This window comes from Pseudomonas sp. PvP089 (assembly GCF_017875165.1).
GTDB classification, from domain to species: domain Bacteria; phylum Pseudomonadota; class Gammaproteobacteria; order Pseudomonadales; family Pseudomonadaceae; genus Aquipseudomonas; species Aquipseudomonas fortuita.
Window position 1 is genome coordinate 2315723 of record NZ_JAGGME010000001.1, and the last position, 17928, is coordinate 2333650.

General features: G+C 63.4%; 18 protein-coding genes. 1 reads left to right on the plus strand and 17 read right to left on the minus strand.

Annotation, left to right across the window (positions count from 1 at the left end; translation table 11 throughout):
* Positions 1-59 precede the first annotated feature (59 nt).
* The 17 genes from J3A71_RS10555 to J3A71_RS10635 form a co-directional block, all read right to left on the minus strand.
* Positions 60-746, minus strand: coding sequence for a hypothetical protein (locus tag J3A71_RS10555; RefSeq protein ID WP_017512402.1), 687 nt, complete (start codon positions 744-746; stop codon positions 60-62).
* Between the two features lie 173 nt (positions 747-919).
* Positions 920-1312 (minus strand): hypothetical protein, encoded by a 393-nt coding sequence (locus J3A71_RS10560; protein ID WP_017512401.1) that lies wholly within the window; start codon positions 1310-1312, stop codon positions 920-922.
* 21 nt (positions 1313-1333) lie between these two features.
* Entirely contained in the window at positions 1334-1546 is a 213-nt protein-coding gene (locus J3A71_RS10565; protein WP_003290186.1) for a hypothetical protein, read from the minus strand.
* 330 nt (positions 1547-1876) lie between these two features.
* Positions 1877-2434, minus strand: a complete 558-nt coding sequence (locus J3A71_RS10570; protein WP_023103929.1) for a hypothetical protein — start codon at positions 2432-2434, stop codon at positions 1877-1879.
* A 242-nt stretch (positions 2435-2676) separates the two neighbouring features.
* The gene (locus J3A71_RS10575) at positions 2677-4284 is read right to left on the minus strand and encodes a DNA cytosine methyltransferase (protein WP_023103930.1); all 1608 of its coding nucleotides are present in this window, start codon (positions 4282-4284) and stop codon (positions 2677-2679) included.
* A gap of 519 nt (positions 4285-4803) precedes the next feature.
* The gene (locus tag J3A71_RS10580; RefSeq protein ID WP_028690960.1) at positions 4804-6816 is read right to left on the minus strand and encodes a DNA topoisomerase III; all 2013 of its coding nucleotides are present in this window, start codon (positions 6814-6816) and stop codon (positions 4804-4806) included.
* Positions 6817-7099: 283 nt separating this feature from the next.
* On the minus strand, positions 7100-7540 hold the full coding sequence (locus J3A71_RS10585) for a single-stranded DNA-binding protein (protein ID WP_028690961.1): 441 nt from the start codon (positions 7538-7540) through the stop codon (positions 7100-7102).
* A gap of 73 nt (positions 7541-7613) precedes the next feature.
* Entirely contained in the window at positions 7614-8141 is a 528-nt protein-coding gene (locus tag J3A71_RS10590) for a DUF3158 family protein (protein WP_028690962.1), read from the minus strand.
* Positions 8138-8917 (minus strand): PFL_4669 family integrating conjugative element protein, encoded by a 780-nt coding sequence (locus J3A71_RS10595; protein WP_028690963.1) that lies wholly within the window; start codon positions 8915-8917, stop codon positions 8138-8140. The genes J3A71_RS10590 and J3A71_RS10595 overlap by 4 nt, the downstream gene beginning before the upstream one ends.
* 318 nt (positions 8918-9235) lie before the next feature.
* Positions 9236-10468, minus strand: coding sequence for an STY4528 family pathogenicity island replication protein (locus J3A71_RS10600; protein WP_028690964.1), 1233 nt, complete (start codon positions 10466-10468; stop codon positions 9236-9238).
* 3 nt (positions 10469-10471) lie between these two features.
* Positions 10472-11032, minus strand: a complete 561-nt coding sequence (locus tag J3A71_RS10605) for a DUF2857 domain-containing protein (protein ID WP_023093474.1) — start codon at positions 11030-11032, stop codon at positions 10472-10474.
* A 15-nt stretch (positions 11033-11047) separates the two neighbouring features.
* A complete protein-coding gene (locus J3A71_RS10610; RefSeq protein ID WP_028690965.1) occupies positions 11048-12706 on the minus strand; it encodes a ParB family protein in 1659 nt (552 codons plus the stop codon).
* Positions 12699-12947: a hypothetical protein gene (locus J3A71_RS10615; RefSeq protein WP_019726333.1), complete on the minus strand. Its 249-nt coding sequence runs from the start codon at positions 12945-12947 to the stop codon at positions 12699-12701. Before J3A71_RS10615 ends, J3A71_RS10610 begins: the two co-directional genes overlap by 8 nt.
* Positions 12931-13806, minus strand: a complete 876-nt coding sequence (locus J3A71_RS10620; RefSeq protein WP_028690966.1) for a ParA family protein — start codon at positions 13804-13806, stop codon at positions 12931-12933. The genes J3A71_RS10615 and J3A71_RS10620 overlap by 17 nt, the downstream gene beginning before the upstream one ends.
* 42 nt (positions 13807-13848) lie before the next feature.
* Positions 13849-14061 (minus strand): AlpA family transcriptional regulator, encoded by a 213-nt coding sequence (locus tag J3A71_RS10625; RefSeq protein ID WP_009459729.1) that lies wholly within the window; start codon positions 14059-14061, stop codon positions 13849-13851.
* A 118-nt stretch (positions 14062-14179) separates the two neighbouring features.
* Entirely contained in the window at positions 14180-14932 is a 753-nt protein-coding gene (locus J3A71_RS10630) for a hypothetical protein (protein ID WP_028690967.1), read from the minus strand.
* A gap of 1080 nt (positions 14933-16012) precedes the next feature.
* Positions 16013-16804 carry an SDR family oxidoreductase gene (locus J3A71_RS10635; protein WP_096426546.1) on the minus strand — a complete coding sequence of 264 codons (792 nt, stop codon included), beginning with the start codon at positions 16802-16804 and terminating at the stop codon, positions 16013-16015.
* Positions 16805-17072: 268 nt separating this feature from the next.
* Here J3A71_RS10635 and J3A71_RS10640 point away from each other — a divergent pair, with 268 nt between their 5' ends.
* The gene (locus J3A71_RS10640; RefSeq protein WP_095115666.1) at positions 17073-17882 is read left to right on the plus strand and encodes a sugar phosphate isomerase/epimerase family protein; all 810 of its coding nucleotides are present in this window, start codon (positions 17073-17075) and stop codon (positions 17880-17882) included.
* Positions 17883-17928: the final 46 nt, after the last annotated feature.

The window sequence follows — 17928 nt, forward strand, 5'->3', positions numbered from 1 at the left end:
ATTGGGGCCAATCTCCGCCACCGGGAATTGGACCCGGTTGGTTGAAAGTGGAAAATGCGTCAGTCGGCGCTGATCGTTGGCGTCTGAACCAGCCGTTCGGCGATGCGATGGCGCACATTTAGGCGAAATTGCTCATCGGTGATGCCGGCAAGCAGGTTGGCGGCCTCCAGCGCGATCAACGCTGAGGCCTCTTCGATGTCGGCGGCCAGGATGGTGTTGCGCAGTTGATCGCCGAGTTGAAGCGCCTGCGAGGACGTTCTGAAGACCTGGACCTCACGGCTCAGGTAGCAGCCGTTGCCGCCGAACTCGAATAGCCTTGGCTTGCTGCAATACCAGCAGCCCTCAAACTGGATGGCGGTCAGGTTATGGCCGTCATCGAAGCGGGTAGCGATCAGAAGCAGGGCTTCCAGGTCGGCGCCGTCCTCGAATTGGTGGTGCTCGATCAGGTTCTCCAGCTCCCCGTCCTGGTCAGCACCGAAGTGCGCGGCCAGCCGTTCAAGCAGAGGCGGAATCGACAACTCTTCGTCGTCGGGCATGGGGATGCCGAGTTGTGTGGCCAGGTTTTCCAGACCGTCCAGCACATCTGTCCAGCGTGGATCATTGGTTTCGGCGATCTGGGCGATGTAGGCCTGCCCATTGCCGGGATGGTTTTCGTCGAGCGCGAAAGCACCGAACAGTGCCTTGATGACGGGAGTAACGCGGTTGAGCACGAGAACGCCCGTGCCTTCGTAGTAGTTGTTTGCCATGCTGGCTCCTTTCGAGAAGAGCGGAGCCAGCCCATGCGGACGATGGCGTCCGCAGGGAATAGCCCAAGGCCGTTGGCGTCGGGCGATGGGGAAGAAAAATTGAGGGACATGGCCTTATGGGCGCATGTCCCTCACGGGGGGATCGAGAGGACAGTGGCGTGCCGGAGACCGGCTCACCAACCGCTGTAGTTCACCAGCAGGTCGGCGATGACCTTGCGGCGTTCCAGATCGAGACCGTCGAAGTCCGACAGCCCGTGGAAGCGGCAGCGCTTGAGCATGGCACCGCCCTCGCGCGCGTTGTAGAAGCTGACCATGGCGGACAGGAACATGCGTTCGCCGCTGCTCAGGACGCCGAGGGCATCGTTGAGCCGCAGCATGTCGGGACGCAAATCCCACTTGGTCTTGGCCTGGTTCAGGCCTTCACGGGTGCCGTCGCCGAACCACTCGGGACCAGCAATCTCGACACCGCGCTTCCAGGCCTCGAAGAAGGCTTGGGGCGCGGCAGCGAAATGCTGCTCTTCCCGCATGATCTGATCGACGACTTCCCGCGGCAGTAGCTGGTTCATGACGTGATTTCTCCAGTTGGATCAGGGAATGGCGAGCTGGGACCAGCCGCCTCTTTCGAGGGCGCGTTGAGCCGCGGCATAGCTGCGGAAGTACTCGCGGGATTCCCGCGAAACGGGACCTTCGGTATCGCGCGTGCCGATGTAGTGGCCGGCGGCGCTTTGCAAGACTTCGAGCGGCAGGAACTTGCCGCAGTAGGTCAGGGCCAACTGGCCGAAAGAGGCTTGCTGGGACATGGACGGGCTCCTTGGAAAAGCGGGGCCTTGTCCCTCACGGGATGGCAGCTCCCGCACGCGGTTGATAAAAAGCATCAGCGTCACGGGGACGCTCATCCGCAGAATTGATGCGATGCGGACTGGTGGGTGACGCGGGAGAGACCCGCGGCAGCCTGGAACCCTGGCTGCTGGCATGTGCTGACGAATCAGCGAACATGCAGGCAGCTTCGTGCGAGGGCTGCGCCGCGTCAGTTGGAAAACGGCATTCGGCCCAGCCCCGATTGATGAGCACAGGAAAAGAAAAGCCCCGCATCGAGTACGGGGCTGTCAGGAGGGTGCGGTGGCGCTGGGTCAATCGGGCTTGTCGCCCAGGACATGCTGCTTCCACAGGTCGAATGCCCGCTCGGGCGGAAGCTCGGCGAGGATGACGATGGGCTGGGCCTGCCTGGTGCGCAGCGAAGCGAAGTACGCCTTGCGGTCGGCGATAGCCTTGAGCTTGATGCCTTTGATGAACAGCAGTTTGCCGTCCTTGATGAACAGCACCTTGTTGCCGATGTCGCGGTTGAAGGCGGCTCGCACCTTGCGCTCCGCGTGCATGGCATCGGCCAGTTCATCGACCAGGAAGTCGAGCGTCATGTCGATGTAATGAGGGTCTTCACCCTCCTGGCCTAGATCGAGCGGCGCAGGCGGCAAGCCCTTGGCAAAGGCTTCGGCCTGAGCCAGCAGCGTCGTCTTGCCGTTGAGCGCGCGGAGGAATGTCGAGCCGCCATGCCCGTCGTTGCGGGCCTCGGCGATGGGAGTGCCGTCGAACACGATGGTCGCGGTGAAGCACAGCGTTTCCTCGCTGGCGAAGTCGGCGACCTTGAGGTTCTTCAGCGTGATGCGGTCTTGCTTGGTGATGGTGTCCATGGGAAGTCCTGAAATCGACCGGGTGGCGACATGCCCCTGACGGGACGTGGCGACCATCCCGTGGGTTGGAGAAAGGAGGCATCGATGCCCCGGTGGGCAGCGTTCGCCGGTGAGATGCCGAAGCGAACTGGTGGGTGGCGTGGGCGGAACCCACGGCAGCCTTGACACCCTGGCTGCGGGCTGCTGCCGATACATCGGCAATGCAGGGGGAGAATGGCGCGGCCGGCAGGCTGCGTCGTCGATCAATCCGAAGCGGTCGAGTCCGTCTTGTGCAGGCACTGCACCAGCCGGTTGCCCAGCCAAGCCATGCACGGGACGGCCATGGAGTTGCCAATCGCCTTGTAGCGCGGAGCGTCTGCGGCAGGCTTGCCGCGATACGGGATCAGCGTGTAGTCGTCGGGCATGCCCTGCAGCCGCTCGCACTCCATGGGCATCAGCCGCCGCACCCGCCATTGCGACCAGTCCGCTGCACCGGATTCATTCCAGTCGTAGCGGAAATGTGCCTCGAAGTCGGGGGCCAGGACATGGGGCTTGTCTGCGCCGCCGCCGCTGGTACGCAACGCCGCCGCAACGCTTCCGCCCAGTTCGGCAGCAAGACCCTGCGTCCGTCCCCGCAGGGCAACGCAGGCCACCATCGGCACACCGTAGCCCGGCTTGCCGTTGGACAGGACGGTGCAAGACACCTGTCCATGGCCCGACTCGAAGCGCACTTCGCCGCGGTTGTTCTGCGCGAAGGCGATGGCGGGCACGACGCCTGCGTTCGCATGGCTGTTGCGATGCCCGCCGGCACGCAGCGTCGGCGTCAGGTCGATCGTGGCGTCCGCGCCGCTGCCCTGGGCGGTGAAGGCGATGATCGGCACGCCCTTTCCCGTACCGTCCTCGCTGCTGCCCTTGCCGTTGTTGGCGGTGTCGAGGGTGTGGGCGATGCTGCCGGCGATGGACTGCACCATGAACGTCTCGGTGCGGATGTCGTGCTTGGGACCCGCGGCCATCAGGCATGCCGCAACATCGACGGGGCCAATGCCGCCGCTGAATCCGAACGTCGTCGTGACCTTGCCGTAGGGCTGGTTCAGTCCAGCGAATCCTGCGTATCCGCCTGCTGCTGCAGCACCCGGTCCAGCAGCGCGGGCAGCTTCTTGCCACGGCGCGCGGCCCGCAGAAGAATCCCCGCGCAGGCCTGTGCGCTCAAAAAGTACTTCGGAGGGATCGAGGTCATCACCACCACATGCCACAAGAAACACGCGCTTGCGGCGTTGGGCGACACCGAAATATTGAGCGTCGAGCACGCGCCAGGCGATGCGGCGGCGGGGTCCAGACACACAACCAGCGTGCGCCCATTTTTCCCCTGGCGGCTGGAGCGCACGGCTTTCTCCGGCCAGTGCGCCCAGGAAATGCCCGAAGGCATTGCTGCGGTCGTTGAGGACGCCGGGGACGTTTTCCCAGACGAGCGTTGCCGGCGGGCGGCGGTCTTGGTGGCGGGTTTGGTCGATGGCATTTGCAAGCTCCACATAGGCAAGGGTCAAGGCGCCGCGCGGGTCGTTCAACCCCTGGCGCGCGCCGGCAACGCTGAACGACTGGCACGGCGTGCCGCCGACCAGGATGTCGGGCGCCGGCACGGTGCCGGCGCGCACCTGACGGGCGATCGCGGTCATGTCGCCCAGGTTGGGCACATGGGGGTAACGGTGGGCGAGCACGGCGCTCGGGAACGGCTCGATCTCGGCGAACCACGCGGCTTTGAGGCCGAGGGGTTGCCATGCGAGGCTCACGGCCTCGATGCCGCTGCACACGCTGCCGTACAGCAGTGGCGCGGCCTGGGGCGCACCGCGAAGGGTGCAAGGTTGCGGGTTCATGTCGGGTCTCCTGTTCGTGTGGCCCGGGGCGGGCCGGGACGTTGATAGGCAGGAGAAAGGCGCCGAAGGCCCTGCGGCCTTCGGCTCGGGAGGACAGAACCACCCGTGGGCTGGTGCAGGCCCGGTCGTCGCTAGAACCGTCTGCTCATCAGCAATCACACCCGGCGCATGTCGTGGTTCGCGCCGGCATCGTCTGGCGCACATCCGCGCACAAAGGGAGCCCGTTTTTGCGCCGGCGGGCACCGGCACCGAATACCGCTGACCACGAAGGGTCTCCGGGTGGCTCGCGCAGCTTGGCAAGCCACCGGGGGACCCTTCGCAGAGGCGGGAGAAATGCAGATCAGCAGAACGCGCAGGAGGCGGTTCGCGGAGAAGCTACCTTCAGGTCCCGCGGCCGGGGATGACCAAGCGGGACGCGCACACGGACAAGAAGGCGTTGCGCGCTGGGCGTCCCGCAGGGCGTGCGGAACACAGGCCGCGCCGCCGATGGCGGGCACGGTTCACGGGGAACGGGGTCGGTCAGGAGCCTTTGCGGCCGCTGCGGCGCGGGCGCGAGGCACCACGCTTGGACGTGCCGGATTCGACCGGCAGCGTGCCTTTGCAGTCGGGGTAGCGACTGCACGACCAGAATGGGCCGCTCTTGCCGGTGCGCTGGCGCGTCGGTGCGCCGCACTGTGGGCAAGGCGGTCCGTGGGGAACCTTGATGGACAGGGACGTGCTGCCGTACTGCGCGATCAACTGTGAGATCCATGCAGCCTGCTTGCCGATGAATACGTCCAGCGTGAGCTGTCCAGCTTCGATCATGTCCAGCGCCTGTTCCCAGACGGCGGTTGTCCCTGGGTCGGCAATCGCTGTGGGCACCGCGTCGATCAGGGTGAAGGCCGCATCCGAGGCACGGATGGCGCGGCCCTTCTTCACGAGGTAGCCCCGCGTCAGCAGGCCACTGATGATGTTGGCCCGCGTCGCTTCGGTGCCGATGCCGACCGTATCCTTGAGCTTCTGTTTCAGGCGCGGGTCCGAGACCAGTTTGGCGACGCCCTTCATGGACTTGACCAACTCGCCCTGCGTATAGGGCCGAGGGGGCAGCGTCTTGAGCGCCTTCAGATCGACGTCGGCCACCTGACATGCCAGGCCCTCGCGCAGCGCGGGCAGTACCTGGCTGCGCGCCGCAGGGTCGCCATCCTCCTCGGATTGCGGTTCGGCCAGCACCAGGCGCCACCCCTTGACGACGACCTGCTTGCCGGTGGCCGCCAGCGTCTGCTGGCCGCAGGAGAGGTTCGCCACATTGCGGTCGAACTCGTGGTGAGGAAGGAATTGCGCCAGGTAATGCGCCCGGATCAGCCGATACACTGCCAGTTCCTTCTCACTCATGGTCGAGAGGTTCGCCGGTTCGAGCGTCGGGATGATGCCGTGGTGAGCAGACACCTTCGCGTCGTTCCAGGCGCGTGAGCGTTGAGTGCGGTTGAGCTGGTCCATGATCGGTCGCAGCAAGGGATCGGTCTTGACCAGGCTGTCGAGGACCGTTGGCACCTCGGCGAACATGCTTTCGGGCAGGTAGCCCGAATCGGAGCGCGGGTACGTCGTGGCCTTGTGCGTCTCGTATAGGGCCTGAGCAATGTCTAAGGTCTCCTGCACATCGAGCCCAAGCTGCCTGGAACACACCTCCTGCAAGGTCCCCAGGTCGAACGGCAGCGGCGGGCCTTCCCGCACGCGCTCGGTTTCGACCGCCACCACCTGGGCGCTGTCCGCGGCGCGGATCTGCTGCGCGGCGTGCTGCGCGATGGGCTGCTGCAGGCAGCGGCCGGCGTCGTCGGTGCATGCTTTCGGGGGAACCCACTGCGCGGCGAAAGTCTGGCCACCGGCGGACAGGGACACGTCGATGGCCCAGTACGGCACGGACACGAAGGCGGTGATCTCGCGGTCGCGGTCCACGACCAGTTTGAGCGTGGGGGTCTGGACGCGGCCTACCGACAGCACGCCGTCGTAGCCGGCCTGCCGTCCCAGCACCGTGAACAAGCGGCTGAGGTTCATGCCGACGAGCCAATCCGCCCGAGAGCGCGCCAGCGCCGAGTAGTACATCGGCAGCGTCTCGGCCGATGGCCGGAGCTTGCCGAGTGCCGCGCGGATGGACGCATCGTTGAGCGCCGACAACCACAGCCGTTCGATGGGACCGCGGTAGCCGCACAGGTCGATGATCTCGCGGGCGATCAACTCGCCCTCGCGGTCGGCATCTGTGGCGATGACAAGCTGGGTCGCCTTAGCCAGAAGCGCCTTGACGACTTTGAACTGCGTGGCGGTTTTAGGTTTGACCTCGACCCGCCAGTGCTGAGGAATGATGGGCAACTGCTCCAGCGACCAGCGCTTGAGCGCCGCGTCATAGACCTCGGGGGCTGCCGCTTCGACGAGATGGCCGATGCACCAGGTGACGGTGACGCCGGAACCGTTGAGGCAGCCTTCACCGCGCTGCGTGGCACCGAGAATTCGGCCAATGTCTTTGCCCTGGGAGGGCTTCTCGCACAAGAACAGCCGCATGTCCGTCCATCCCGATTCCCGTTGTTCATGGAGTTGCTGGAATCGAGGATGCCGAGCGCCACCTGGGGTAGCAGCAAACAAGCCGCATGCGCCGGCGACCGCTTTCACGCCGATGGAATGGCTCGGGCGGGGATGGCGCGTGGCCGCAGGTGTGCGGACCAGTAGCCGCGATTTGCGGGAGCGCGTGGAAGTCGATGGACGTTGATGGAGCTATCCCCAGGGGATAGCTTGCGGGGTGCATGGAGGGCGGCGAAGCACTACGGCGGCCGCCCTCCATGCCGGTTCACTTCCTGCGCTTCGCCTCCTTCGGCGCGGTCGATTCCTGGGCAGCCTGTGGCTTCGGTTCTGCCTCCTGCGGCTTCGGACTGAGGGCCACGGACTCGATGCGGTACGGCAGGATGCCGACGCTGCGCGCGTTGATCTGCCAGGTCTCGCGCGGCTGATCTTCGTTGTCCGTCCAAGGCTCGCGCTCCATGCGGCCGATGACCAGCACGCGCATACCTTTCTGGTACAGGTCCTTCCAGTGCTCGGCGTCGCGGTGCCAGATTTCCACCGGCGCCCAGAAGCCGCCGCGGTCCTCGAAGGTGCCATCCTTCTTGGGTACGGGGTTGTCGAAATAGACGTTCAGGCGCAGCAAGCGGCTGGGTTCGTCATTGCCGTTGGGGAATTCGCGGTACTCCGGTGGCGAGCCGATGTTGCCTTCGCCAGAAAAATGCGTGCTCATGGTGTGATCTCCGTGGTGGTTGAAATACCCGTGCCTCGTCGGCGCCGGGCGCGTGCTGGGATGCCCGGCGCAATCACCGATCGCGCATTGCGGCAGGAACGGACGTGAGCCGGTGCAGGTAGGCGTCGTCCGCCTCGGCGGCCTTGCTGGCGCATTCCTGCGCCTGCCTGCCCAAGGTGTGCAGCAGGCTGATCTGCATGTTCAACGTGATGCGCTGCAGCTCGATCGCGTGCAGGTCGGCCAGCAGGTTGACGGGTGTGCTGCTGCTGGCGATCAGCTCCCGCCACAGCGCCACGCCCATGGCCGACCTGTCGTGCCTGCGCCAGCGCAAGAAGACGGTTCCTGCGCCAGTGGTCTGTTGGGCCAGTTCGATGGGCAGAAGGTGGAAGGGGTGCCCGCATGCTTGCTCCAGCACCTGTCGCTGTGCCAGGGCAATCAACTCGTCGCGCATGGCGAAGCACTGGCTGGCCCAGGCCTCGAAGTCCCCTTTACCCTTAAAAGGCTTTAAAAGGCCTTTTAGAGAGGCCGCGTGTTCCAGCCGCATGAAGGCACCCTGTTGCAGGCCCCGGAAGTAGCGGGTCGGTTGGTTCAGATCGTTCATGCGGGCTCGTCCTCGCCGGCTGACGCTTCGGGCGGCTCTGCGGTGGCGGCTTCGTCGCTGGGCGGAGGCGCTGTGGCAGGACCGTCGCCGCGCTGTTGCAGGCCACGGCGCACGACGGGTGGCGCAAACTTCGAGCGGCGTGTCCCCTCCAGCACCTCCTGCGGCAGTTCGCCGTACTTCTCCAGCGCGACTCGCGCAGCGGCGTTCTTCGCCGCGAAATCGTCGCGGGTGCAGCCCGAGTAGCGATACTGCTGGGCCAGCGAGAACAGGCTGCGCAGCGCGTGCGCGCCCTCGTTGAGCCAGCGTTCCAAGGTGCTGCGGTCGATGAGCGCGGTGTGGTGGGCGAGGATCAGCTTGCGGGCGATGTCGTCGTAGTCGGCCAGGAGATAGACCGCGGCAAAGCCGAGCTGCGCGTTGACGAAGAGCGGGAGCTTGACCGGCTGCACGTTGAGGTTTTCGCCCAGGCTGAGCGCCGGTGGCACGCTCGCCAGCGCCTGGTCCACCTGCTCGCGCAGCGATTGCAGCGTGACCTTGGTTTGGTCGAGCTTGTCCTCGATGCGCAGCATCCACCAGTCCGAGTACGGGTCGTCCTGCTCCGAGCCCCGCCGCATCTTGTTCATCTGGGCGATGTAGCCGTTCAGGCCGACGATGCCCGGTCGCCCCTCGGCGGCGGCGCGGCCGTGCCAGATGCGGGAAGCGTGATGGGTGTGCAGGGTCAGCGACATCGCGCTGCGCAGGGAGCCGAGATTCAGTTGCAGAGGTTCATTGGTTGCCATGGTGTCCGCTCGTTGTTGGAAAAGGAGCGGCCAGCTTCGGCAGGAAGCGGAAGGCAGTCAGTCAAGAATCCGAATCCCGGCGGGCCCCGGTTTAGGGCGCGGCGGTTGCATGCGGCGCGAGCTATCCCCAGGGGATAGCTCCATGGAGCGTCAACGAACGCTGCACGCCGGGATCAGGGTAGGCAACACCGATGCTGCGGCAGATGGTCGATCCCAGGCCTGCGACAACTTGGCGTTGTGCCCAGCAGCGGAACTATCCCCAGGGGATAGCTCTATTGGCGGCCATGGGCATCTACTTTCACCGACTTGCATGCCGGCTCACTTGCTGGCGAGCAGATTGCGTAGCCGCTCGATGTGCTGCTTGGCGACTTCCGGCGGCACTGGCTTACCCTGCGGCTGAGGTGGCGGTGCTGCTGGTGGCCGCTCGTTTGGCGGGACGGGTGCCGATGGCGCGTCTTTCTTGGCCCAGGCATTGAACTCGCCATGGATGGCGCGCTGGATGATGCCGAACAGATACCCCGCAGGATTGCGGATGCCATGACTGCTGCATCGTGCGGCCCAGTCGTCCAGCACGGCCTGTCTCAGCGCGGCATCGACCTGCTGCAATGCCACCCTGGCACCTGTCTGCTGCTCTGCCTTCAGTTCCGTGAAGCGCTTGGGCCATTGCAGATCGCCCAGCGCGCGCGCCTGCGCGGTAGTACGTACTTCATTAATACGACTACTACGTACTGTACGGGCCTGCTTCGGATTCCGAAGAGAGGCGTCTGGCGCGGGTTTCGCCCCTGCTTCGGATTCCGAAGACGGGTCGTCCGCATTCCGAAGAAGGCTCGATGCTCCTTCTTCGGAATCGTGGGCGGCATCCTCCTGTGGATAACTTTCGGCGGCCGTGATGCCTTGGCTGGCGAGGCGTTCGGCCAGGACCTGTAGCCGCGACGGCAGTGTGCGTCCGGAGAGCATCGGATCTTCCGCGATCTCCTTGAGGGTGTTCAGACCGACCATCTGGACAGCCTTGGCCGAATGGCCGAGGGACTGGCTGACCAGTGCCAGGTAGTCGGCGTCGAGCTGCATGGCCTCGAAGGGCGTCAGTGGTTCATCGTGCAGAACGTAGAGGTTGCCGAGGATGCGGCCGGTCTTGGGGTCACGCCGTCGCCGTACCAGGCTCAACCATCGGGTGAGGCGCAACAGCGTCAACGCTCGGGCCACGGTTTCATGCGAGGCCTGCCCGGCGCAGGGCATCGACGCCAGCCAGGGTCGAAGCTGCTCATACGTCGGGAAGGCTGTCATGCCGTCGTCGTTGAGCATCAGCCGGAACACCTGCCAGGCGTTGCGCTCCAGCGGCGTCAGGCGACGGTCGAGGAACAGCCGCCGCGGCACGGTCTCGTGCCGGTTGCCGCTGAAGAGGAAGGCATCGCCTGACGTGGCGGGCGTCGGCGTAGGCACGGGTGCTGGCGCACTGGGGCTGGGCTTGGGCGCGAGGTCTTTCAGGGCAGCATCGAACAGATCCGCGAGTGCGACGGGGCCACGGCGTGGTGCGGTGTCGTCCACGGCCATGGCTCAACCCAATCCCTGATCGACCCAGCTCTTGATCGAGGCCCAGACCACCGACAGAGGCAGCGACATGCCTTCGGCCAAGTCCATGGTAGCGTCGAGGATGGAGGTTTCGTCTTCGAGATCGACATTCCTGCTGCCGGTCACGGCCTTCCATTGCCGCCACAGCTCCGTGTCCTGTTTCTCGTCCAGCACGGGGTGGCGGCCCTTGCGCTTCGGCAGGCCGAGGATTTCGCGGCGAAGCGCCACCTCCTGGTGGGTCAGGCCATAGAACCGACTGACCATCTCGGTGCTCGCGCCCAGCCTGAGCATGCGATCGACCGTGGCGATTTCCTTCTCCACGTCCTGCGCCTGCTTGAGCAGTCGCCGGAGCACTTCGCGGTTGACCGTCACCGAGCACCAGGAGACGTTAGCGTTGGCGAGCACGCTGATCAGCGCGGGATGCTTGAGGGCGTCCAGTTCTTCCTCGCCAAACCCCATCAGTTTGCACCGGCGCAGTTGCCCATTGCGCAGGTCATAGAGGGCCTGGGCGATGACGGCCTGGTTGAGTGGGTGTGGTGCGGACATGCTGGCCTCCCTCGCTCACATTCCAACGCCTTCAGCGCCGGCTTCAAGGTCGAGCAGGCGCCGGGCCAGCCGCAGCAGCCGGAACAGCTTGACCAGCGAGGTATCGCTCAATCGCTGGGCCGCATCACCCTGGCCGTGCAGCAGCGCCGGCAGTTCGATGACGATTTGCCCGTCGTGCAGGCCGACGTCGGCGGGCCGCTGACCGGCCAGGCACGCTAACAGCGCGAGGACGGCACGGCCCAGCGGTGCCGAGCTTTGGGTGCGGGCCCGGCAGACGAAACCGATACCCTCTGCACGGTCATCAATGCACTCGTCCAGGTCTGCCTCGCCCGCGATTTCGCGGGCGAACTGTGCGATGTGGATGCGCAGGCGCTCGGCTGTGTCCACGCCGGGATCGATGTACCAGACATCGGAGATCGGATAGAGCCCGCCAGCCTGCACAGGGATGGACTGCAAGACACTCGCCGAGAAGTCGAGCGGCAGCGCATCACCCAACTGGTCGGCGACCATGCGCTGAATGGACTGGAGCCGTTCGGTCGTCGGTGCCGGCGAGACGATGTGCTCCCGAAGCAGATCGCCACCCACCGCAGGGTTGGCCGGACTTGCCTGGCTGGCATCCGTGTCGCTCTCGCGCGTCGAAGGCGTTGCCGCAGGTCGGCCTGCAGGCGGCGCTGCGGATGCAGCCCCTGCGATGGGTGGCGCAGTGTTGGCAGGTGGGCGCGCGATGGTTCCCGGCTCCGGCAACGCAGGCGGCGTCGATGGCGGCGTTGGGTCGCTGACCAAGGCGCGCTGCCGGCTCTCGGATTCGGTCATGTCCAGGGCGAGCACGTCGTAATCGACACCCAGCATCTCGGCCATCTGGCCGATCAGCTCGTCCTGTACACGCTGCGCGGAGAACTCGTCGGCCTGGACGTCGAATTGCGACAGCACTTCCTGGAAAAATTCGTCGAAGTCCTGAACCAGTGGGCGACCCTTGGCGTAGCGCTCCCACGCGAGCATGCAGGCTTTGCGCATGACCGACAGGCGTTCGACCTGATGGCGACCGAGACCGCCATAGAGCACGGTGGGGATCGCGGGCAGGAGATACTGCACCGCGTCGTTCATGCGGCTGATGTGCGACTGTTGTACCGGGAAGCCATCGGCGGCGAGGCGGCGGGCCAGCTCGGACTGGCTCAAGGTGGTGCCGCTTTCTTGCTCGTAGAACTCGCGCGCCTTCTCGACGCCGAGGGCGCGCTCGATGAACGTGAGGCCCCCGCGCAATTCGTTCTCGGCCAAGTGGCCGGTCAACATGACGACTTCGCCGCGGCTGGGCCACGGCCGGAACAGGCACGATACACGGAAAAACCGCTCGTCCTTGGTCTCTGACCATAGTTCGCGCAGGATCGCCAGCCGAGTATTTCCACCGTTGCGGATGATGTAGTGGGACTCACCTGGTCGGCGAGTGATGGCCGGCGCTGCGTCCAGACCGCGCTCGCGGATGGACGCCTTGATTTCCTCGTAGGCCGGGTTGCGTTTTTTCCTGGGATCGTGGTCGTAGGGGCGCAACTGATCTAGGGTCACGACCATGGGGGTGTCGGCGATCGGGTCGCTCAAGGTCGAGGCTGACGGGCCGCTGCGCTCGAACCCGGCCGCGAGCAGCTTGCCAGCCATCTGCTGGGAGGTGATCTCAGCCATGGCCGCCTCCCTGCGCTTGGTATCGGGCCTCGCGCTCGGCGCGGCGGATTTGCGCACGGGCATTCAGGGTCGCCCGGTGGTCGCTTGCCGTCGAGCTGGTGTAGATCGCGGCGCAGCCAGGCTTGGTGAACTTGAGGTGGCCGCCAGGCGTGCGTTTGACGTGCCAACCTTCGCCAACCGCGAACTCGATCAGGGCGCGAAGCCGCTTGTGGCCTCGGGCTAGCTCATGTGCGTTCGCCATGGGACCTCCCGGCATCAAGAGGGTGTGGCGGACGGCCGGACACCATGGCAAATCGGTGCCGCCATTGCGGAAATAGTTCGTCTGCGAGGCCGCGCATGGTGTCGAGCGCGGCGAGGGCGACTCTGCCCGGCGGCTGGCGGTATTCGACCCGATGCACTGGCAATCCGCGCGTAGCTGCACGCGGATACGCCTCGATGGCCGGCACGTCGGTGGCCAGCACGCGGATGCCGGCGTGGTCCTGGAAAAGATCGCGCAGGGCCTGCTGGATCAGCCGTGCATTGGCTGACACAGGGTGGACGCGATTGATGAGCAGATGCAGAGGTGGAGGCTCGATGCCCAGGTGCCGGTAGGGCGCAATGTCTTCGAGCAACTGCATGGTGCCGCGCCGCAGCTCGCGCGCCGCGAGAATTTCCGGGGTCACGGGCGACAGCGCGAGGTTGGAGGCGAGCACCGCCATCTCCAGCAGCACCGAGCGCGCACCTTGGGTGTCGATCAGCACCAGGTCATAGAGAGGCGCCAGGACCGGCAAGAGATGGCGCAACCGTAGGCGCCCATCCGGCGTGTGCAGCAGCAAAGTGTTCAGCTCGCCTCGGTGGTCGTTGGAGAGCACCAAGTCCAGGCCCTCGATGTTCGTGCGGGACACAAGCAGCCCGAGGTCGCGCTCGTTGAAGGCCAGCAACTCGTAGATGCCACCAGGTGCGCGGTGGCCTAGCTCGTAGTACGAGGACAAGGTGGGCTGCACGTCGAGGTCGAGCAGCAGTACACGCAGCCCCGCGTCCGCGGCAAGCCCGCCGAGGTTCGCGGCCGTGGTGGTCTTGCCGACGCCACCTTTGGTTGAAATGATGGATACGACCTGCATGGCGTTCTCCGTGTGAGGATGGGAAGTCCGCTGGAGAACGGGTCAGGCCCGGTTGTTGACGCGCTCGGCGATCCACTGATCGATCTCGATGGAGTCCCAACCGACCGCGCGCACGCCCAGGCGCAGCGCCTTCGGGAACAGGCCTTTGCGCATCAGGTTGTAGATGTGGGCGCGTTTGAAACCCGACTTGGTTTCGACTTCATCAAGCCGCAGGATGCGGCGCTCGCTTGCGGGCAGTGCAGGTGTTTGCGACATGGCGGTCACTCCTGAACGCTCAGTGGCGTTTGTTGGCGTGACCTCCATTCAATAGACATGGATGGGAAAAGACATTGCAAATGCAATCTCCGCGATTGCACATACAAGATGGAAAACCTCAGACTGTTGCGCTACGCAGCCGGCGTCTGGCCGTGGCGAACTTGCCGTTTAGCGTCCGCTCCGCGATCCCCATTGCGCCGCTGTGATGGGCGACCAACGCGCTGACCACCGCCTCCTGCGTCTTGAAGCTGGAGTACGGAACGCCGGAAGGCGACTGGCCGAGCATCAGGTCCAGCATGCTGCCGATGATGTTCAGGTAGGTGGCTTCGGCGCGATCACTGATCAGGCACTGTGCGCCAGCAGAGGGCGCCATCTGCTTGAGAAGCGCTCCGTGCTTTTCCTGCAGCTCATGCAGTTGGCGTTTGTACTGGTCCAAGGTGGACTTCAGGGCCAGGCGCTCGACTAGCATCGCCTGCCCAGTTTCCACCGAGATGAAGGGATGGGCGATGCGCTCGCTCCGGGAGAAAAGGAAGCACGGTCGTTGCTCGGGATAGTGCTGGCGCATCCAGCGCTTCAGATCGACGTGGCGCACCGTCAGATCAGGGGAGTCGATCAGCGCGGAATCGCGCGTCGTGATGCCGTTCCGTCCGAAGGGCAGTTCTCCATTGAGGATGCCGTCGAAGATGCGTTCGGTGCAAAGCCGCAGCTCGTCACAACGTGGACAGTCCAACGACTGCGGCAGGCGCCTTGGCGACGAAATCGAAGCCAGGATCACCTGCTCGTATCGCAGCAGCCCGGCCCAGCGGATGGACGCTTCGATCGGGCGATAGAACACCTTTGATGTTGGTGCATCATTCTTGTTCTCGTGCATGCTCCGTCTCCTTCCAGGAGAAGAACTACATGACCGACTCCTTTGTCGCCGACCTCATGGTCGGCCTGTCGCTTGTGTAGGAAGTGGGTCCCGAAGGCCGCTTCGTCATGTGGTTTGAATACTTCTCACCAGTTCGCGCAACTGGTAGTCGTCGTGTGTTCGATGTGCAAAAATCATCGATCAGAAGGTCGAGCATCGGGACGTAGGCTCGACAGCGACGCTCACGCTATCAGGGTCGTGAGAAGTTACGGTTTCTGCAAAACCGTCTAGGTATGACCTGATATGCCAGCGGTCTCAGGAAGCGTGAGGGGGCCGCAATCGTCCTCGAATGTCCAGTCGGACGCAGCAAACCGGCGCCTGTCATGCTTGCCCCGTCATCCTGATATATCGACAAAGAATCGTGTGCGGAAACGCGGTGGCCAGCATGCGCGTTCTTTCAAAGGAGCTTGACCAGAAGGTCGCCTGTGAGTTGTGGTGCAGGCGTTCCTAGGTGGCATCCGAGCTGTGCCATCACCAGAACCATCTGCCTGATCGTCTTCGCGGTGATGGATGCGGGGCAGACGACCGGGCGTGGATGATGAGTTCGAGGGAGTTGCCTACGACGATGTACCGATCGTGGGTCTGGTGTGCTGAGTGCAGCTCTTTGGACGTCTGTGGAACTCTTTGGACGAATTTGTTGCCGAGGACGAAAAACAAGGCTACAATTGAGGTCTTCGCTGGCCAGCCCAACGAAGAAAGTGATTGGGAAACAACGACTTACTGTCCTAGTACACGTCTCGTTTCCCGCTCCAAATAAAGATATACAGGTTTAATCAGAATCGGTATATCGTCGAAAAGGCCCTTAGGGGCCTTTTTTCGTTTCTGCAGTCTTCACCGAAAATCAGCGTTATCCCGGCATTTCAAAGGCAGCAACTAGTCCAGAATTGAAATCGCCCAATTCGTTTCTGCGGGGAGAGCTGCTCATGAATCCTCACATTCGCTAAAAGCCGCGCCCCCGCATTCGTAAAATGCCCTTTGAGCCCGCCAGGCTGTGAGTCTGGCCTGAATCCATTCAACATGGAGCTCAATCTGCTGCCGTGGCTAGGATTTCGAGCTTGGTCGGCCCGGGATATGGCTAAGTATCGACTTGGAGAAGCCGCCATCGACACAAATATCCTGCCCGGTAACAAAGCCGGCTAGCGGGCTAACGAGAAACTCGATCACGTTCGCGATATCCATTGGCTCACCAATTCTCCCCAGCGGAATAATCCCTTCCCGTGCTCTCTTGATCTGTGGGTCTGCGTACATTTTTTCAGACATGGGTGTATGCGTCATACCTGGCGACACGACATTCACTCGGATGCCATCAGGTGCCCACTCCAGCGCCAGCGTTTGCGCCAACATGGTTAATGCTGCCTTGGTGGGGCTGTAGGCGCCAGAGCCGGCATGCGGAAGCTGGCCAGACATCGACGAGGTGAAGCACGCTGAGCCTCGGCTCTCGCGAAGGTGCGGGTAGGCCGCTTTGGCTAGCAGCCAGGCGCCGCGAAGATTCACGGCGAACATGTCGTCCCAATCCTTGATGGACAAGCTACAGATCGCGCCCGGGCTGGCGATGCCAGCATTCGCAACAAGCGCGTCAAGCCCCCCAAATTCGGCTACTGCAGCTGCTACAAGTTGGTCAGGTACTGCAGGGTCGCCGAGATCACCCGACAGCGAGATCGCGATGCCACCCATCGACTCTATCGTTCGAACGACGTCGTCCTGCGTCGCGTTTGACGTCTGCCCGCACACGGCAATTTTCGGCTGCGAGCCCCGGGCAAGTGCAGCCTCCGCCATCCTCAGGCATGTAGAAGCACCGATGCCGCTGCTACCGCCACTCACCAAAGCTCTCATTCAATTGCCCTCACACGTAGATTTTGTTTTAGGTGGAAGGCTCAAACTACAAAACTGGAAGGTACTTTGCAATCAAATTGACAATGGAATCCAGTTCCGTTATCGTTTTTTTCGTCATCAGGATGTCCTTGACAGCGCAGTGGCTGTCGCTCTCCAGGTGCATCCATCATCGCGTCTTCCTGCAGGCGATAGTGGTCACCATACAAAATTCATAATATGAATGGCCCGTTTCACTTCGGTGAGTCCTCAACTGAAAGGATGTTTCGATATGATCATCAGCACGTTTTCTTATCTGTGGTCATCCACGGCAATCGATGCAATTGCGCAGTTGTCAGAGCATGGACACCGCGTGTTCGAGGTGCCCGTAAGCTCGCCCCATTGCTGGCCGGTGGAAATGTCTATCGCAGAGCGTTCTGCTGCAAGCGTGCGTCTGCGTCAGTACGACGCAAAGATCAGGTCGCTCAATGCCGGCGGCTATGACGTCAACCTGGCCAGTCCCGCCGCCAATATGCGTCAGAAGAGCATCGATCACATCAAGGCAGTGATTGACCTGGCAGTCGCTTGGGATACCCAAGAGGTGGTGATATCCCCGGGTACCCGGCGCCCGATGATTTCTCCACCGCTTGAAAAGACTTATGACTGGATGTACGAGAGCCTGGCGGTTTTAACGCCGCTTGCGAAACAGGCGGGTGTTCGCTTGCTGCTGGAAAATACCCCGTATTGCTTCACGCCTACGATGGGGGAGCTGGCAGAGGTTGTTGCCACTATCAATGATGATGTCGTCAGGGTCGTATATGACATCGCCAACGCTGCTTACATAGGTGAGGATCCGGTAGCCAGTCTGCTGACCTATCGCAGCGCTATCGACTTTGTGCATGTGTCCGACACCGGCATGGATGTTTGGGGCCATGATCCAGTGGGCACCGGAGTCGTGGATTTCGTCGGACTGGGTGAGGCCGTTCAGGCGACCTGCGGTATTGAAAACTGCGTGCTCGAAATCATCCGCGAAGAAAACGCCTTGTACGAGCTGAACAAAGGTGTGCAGGATCTGCGGGAGAAGGGTTGGAACATTCCGTAATTGCGTTTCAATCGCTCGTCATCACAGTAGCCCTGAGGCCCGCAAT

Bases quoted from the DNA above. Each gene is read 5' to 3' on its own strand.
- J3A71_RS10555 (WP_017512402.1), bottom strand. From the start codon at position 746: ATGGCAAACAACTACTACGAAGGCACGGGCGTTCTCGTGCTCAACCGC.
- J3A71_RS10560 (WP_017512401.1), bottom strand. From the start codon at position 1,312: ATGAACCAGCTACTGCCGCGGGAAGTCGTCGATCAGATCATGCGGGAA.
- J3A71_RS10565 (WP_003290186.1), bottom strand. From the start codon at position 1,546: ATGTCCCAGCAAGCCTCTTTCGGCCAGTTGGCCCTGACCTACTGCGGC.
- J3A71_RS10570 (WP_023103929.1), bottom strand. From the start codon at position 2,434: ATGGACACCATCACCAAGCAAGACCGCATCACGCTGAAGAACCTCAAG.
- J3A71_RS10575 (WP_023103930.1), bottom strand. From the start codon at position 4,284: ATGAACCCGCAACCTTGCACCCTTCGCGGTGCGCCCCAGGCCGCGCCA.
- J3A71_RS10580 (WP_028690960.1), bottom strand. From the start codon at position 6,816: ATGCGGCTGTTCTTGTGCGAGAAGCCCTCCCAGGGCAAAGACATTGGC.
- J3A71_RS10585 (WP_028690961.1), bottom strand. From the start codon at position 7,540: ATGAGCACGCATTTTTCTGGCGAAGGCAACATCGGCTCGCCACCGGAG.
- J3A71_RS10590 (WP_028690962.1), bottom strand. From the start codon at position 8,141: ATGAACGATCTGAACCAACCGACCCGCTACTTCCGGGGCCTGCAACAG.
- J3A71_RS10595 (WP_028690963.1), bottom strand. From the start codon at position 8,917: ATGGCAACCAATGAACCTCTGCAACTGAATCTCGGCTCCCTGCGCAGC.
- J3A71_RS10600 (WP_028690964.1), bottom strand. From the start codon at position 10,468: ATGGCCGTGGACGACACCGCACCACGCCGTGGCCCCGTCGCACTCGCG.
- J3A71_RS10605 (WP_023093474.1), bottom strand. From the start codon at position 11,032: ATGTCCGCACCACACCCACTCAACCAGGCCGTCATCGCCCAGGCCCTC.
- J3A71_RS10610 (WP_028690965.1), bottom strand. From the start codon at position 12,706: ATGGCTGAGATCACCTCCCAGCAGATGGCTGGCAAGCTGCTCGCGGCC.
- J3A71_RS10615 (WP_019726333.1), bottom strand. From the start codon at position 12,947: ATGGCGAACGCACATGAGCTAGCCCGAGGCCACAAGCGGCTTCGCGCC.
- J3A71_RS10620 (WP_028690966.1), bottom strand. From the start codon at position 13,806: ATGCAGGTCGTATCCATCATTTCAACCAAAGGTGGCGTCGGCAAGACC.
- J3A71_RS10625 (WP_009459729.1), bottom strand. From the start codon at position 14,061: ATGTCGCAAACACCTGCACTGCCCGCAAGCGAGCGCCGCATCCTGCGG.
- J3A71_RS10630 (WP_028690967.1), bottom strand. From the start codon at position 14,932: ATGCACGAGAACAAGAATGATGCACCAACATCAAAGGTGTTCTATCGC.
- J3A71_RS10635 (WP_096426546.1), bottom strand. From the start codon at position 16,804: ATGAGAGCTTTGGTGAGTGGCGGTAGCAGCGGCATCGGTGCTTCTACA.
- J3A71_RS10640 (WP_095115666.1), top strand. From the start codon at position 17,073: ATGATCATCAGCACGTTTTCTTATCTGTGGTCATCCACGGCAATCGAT.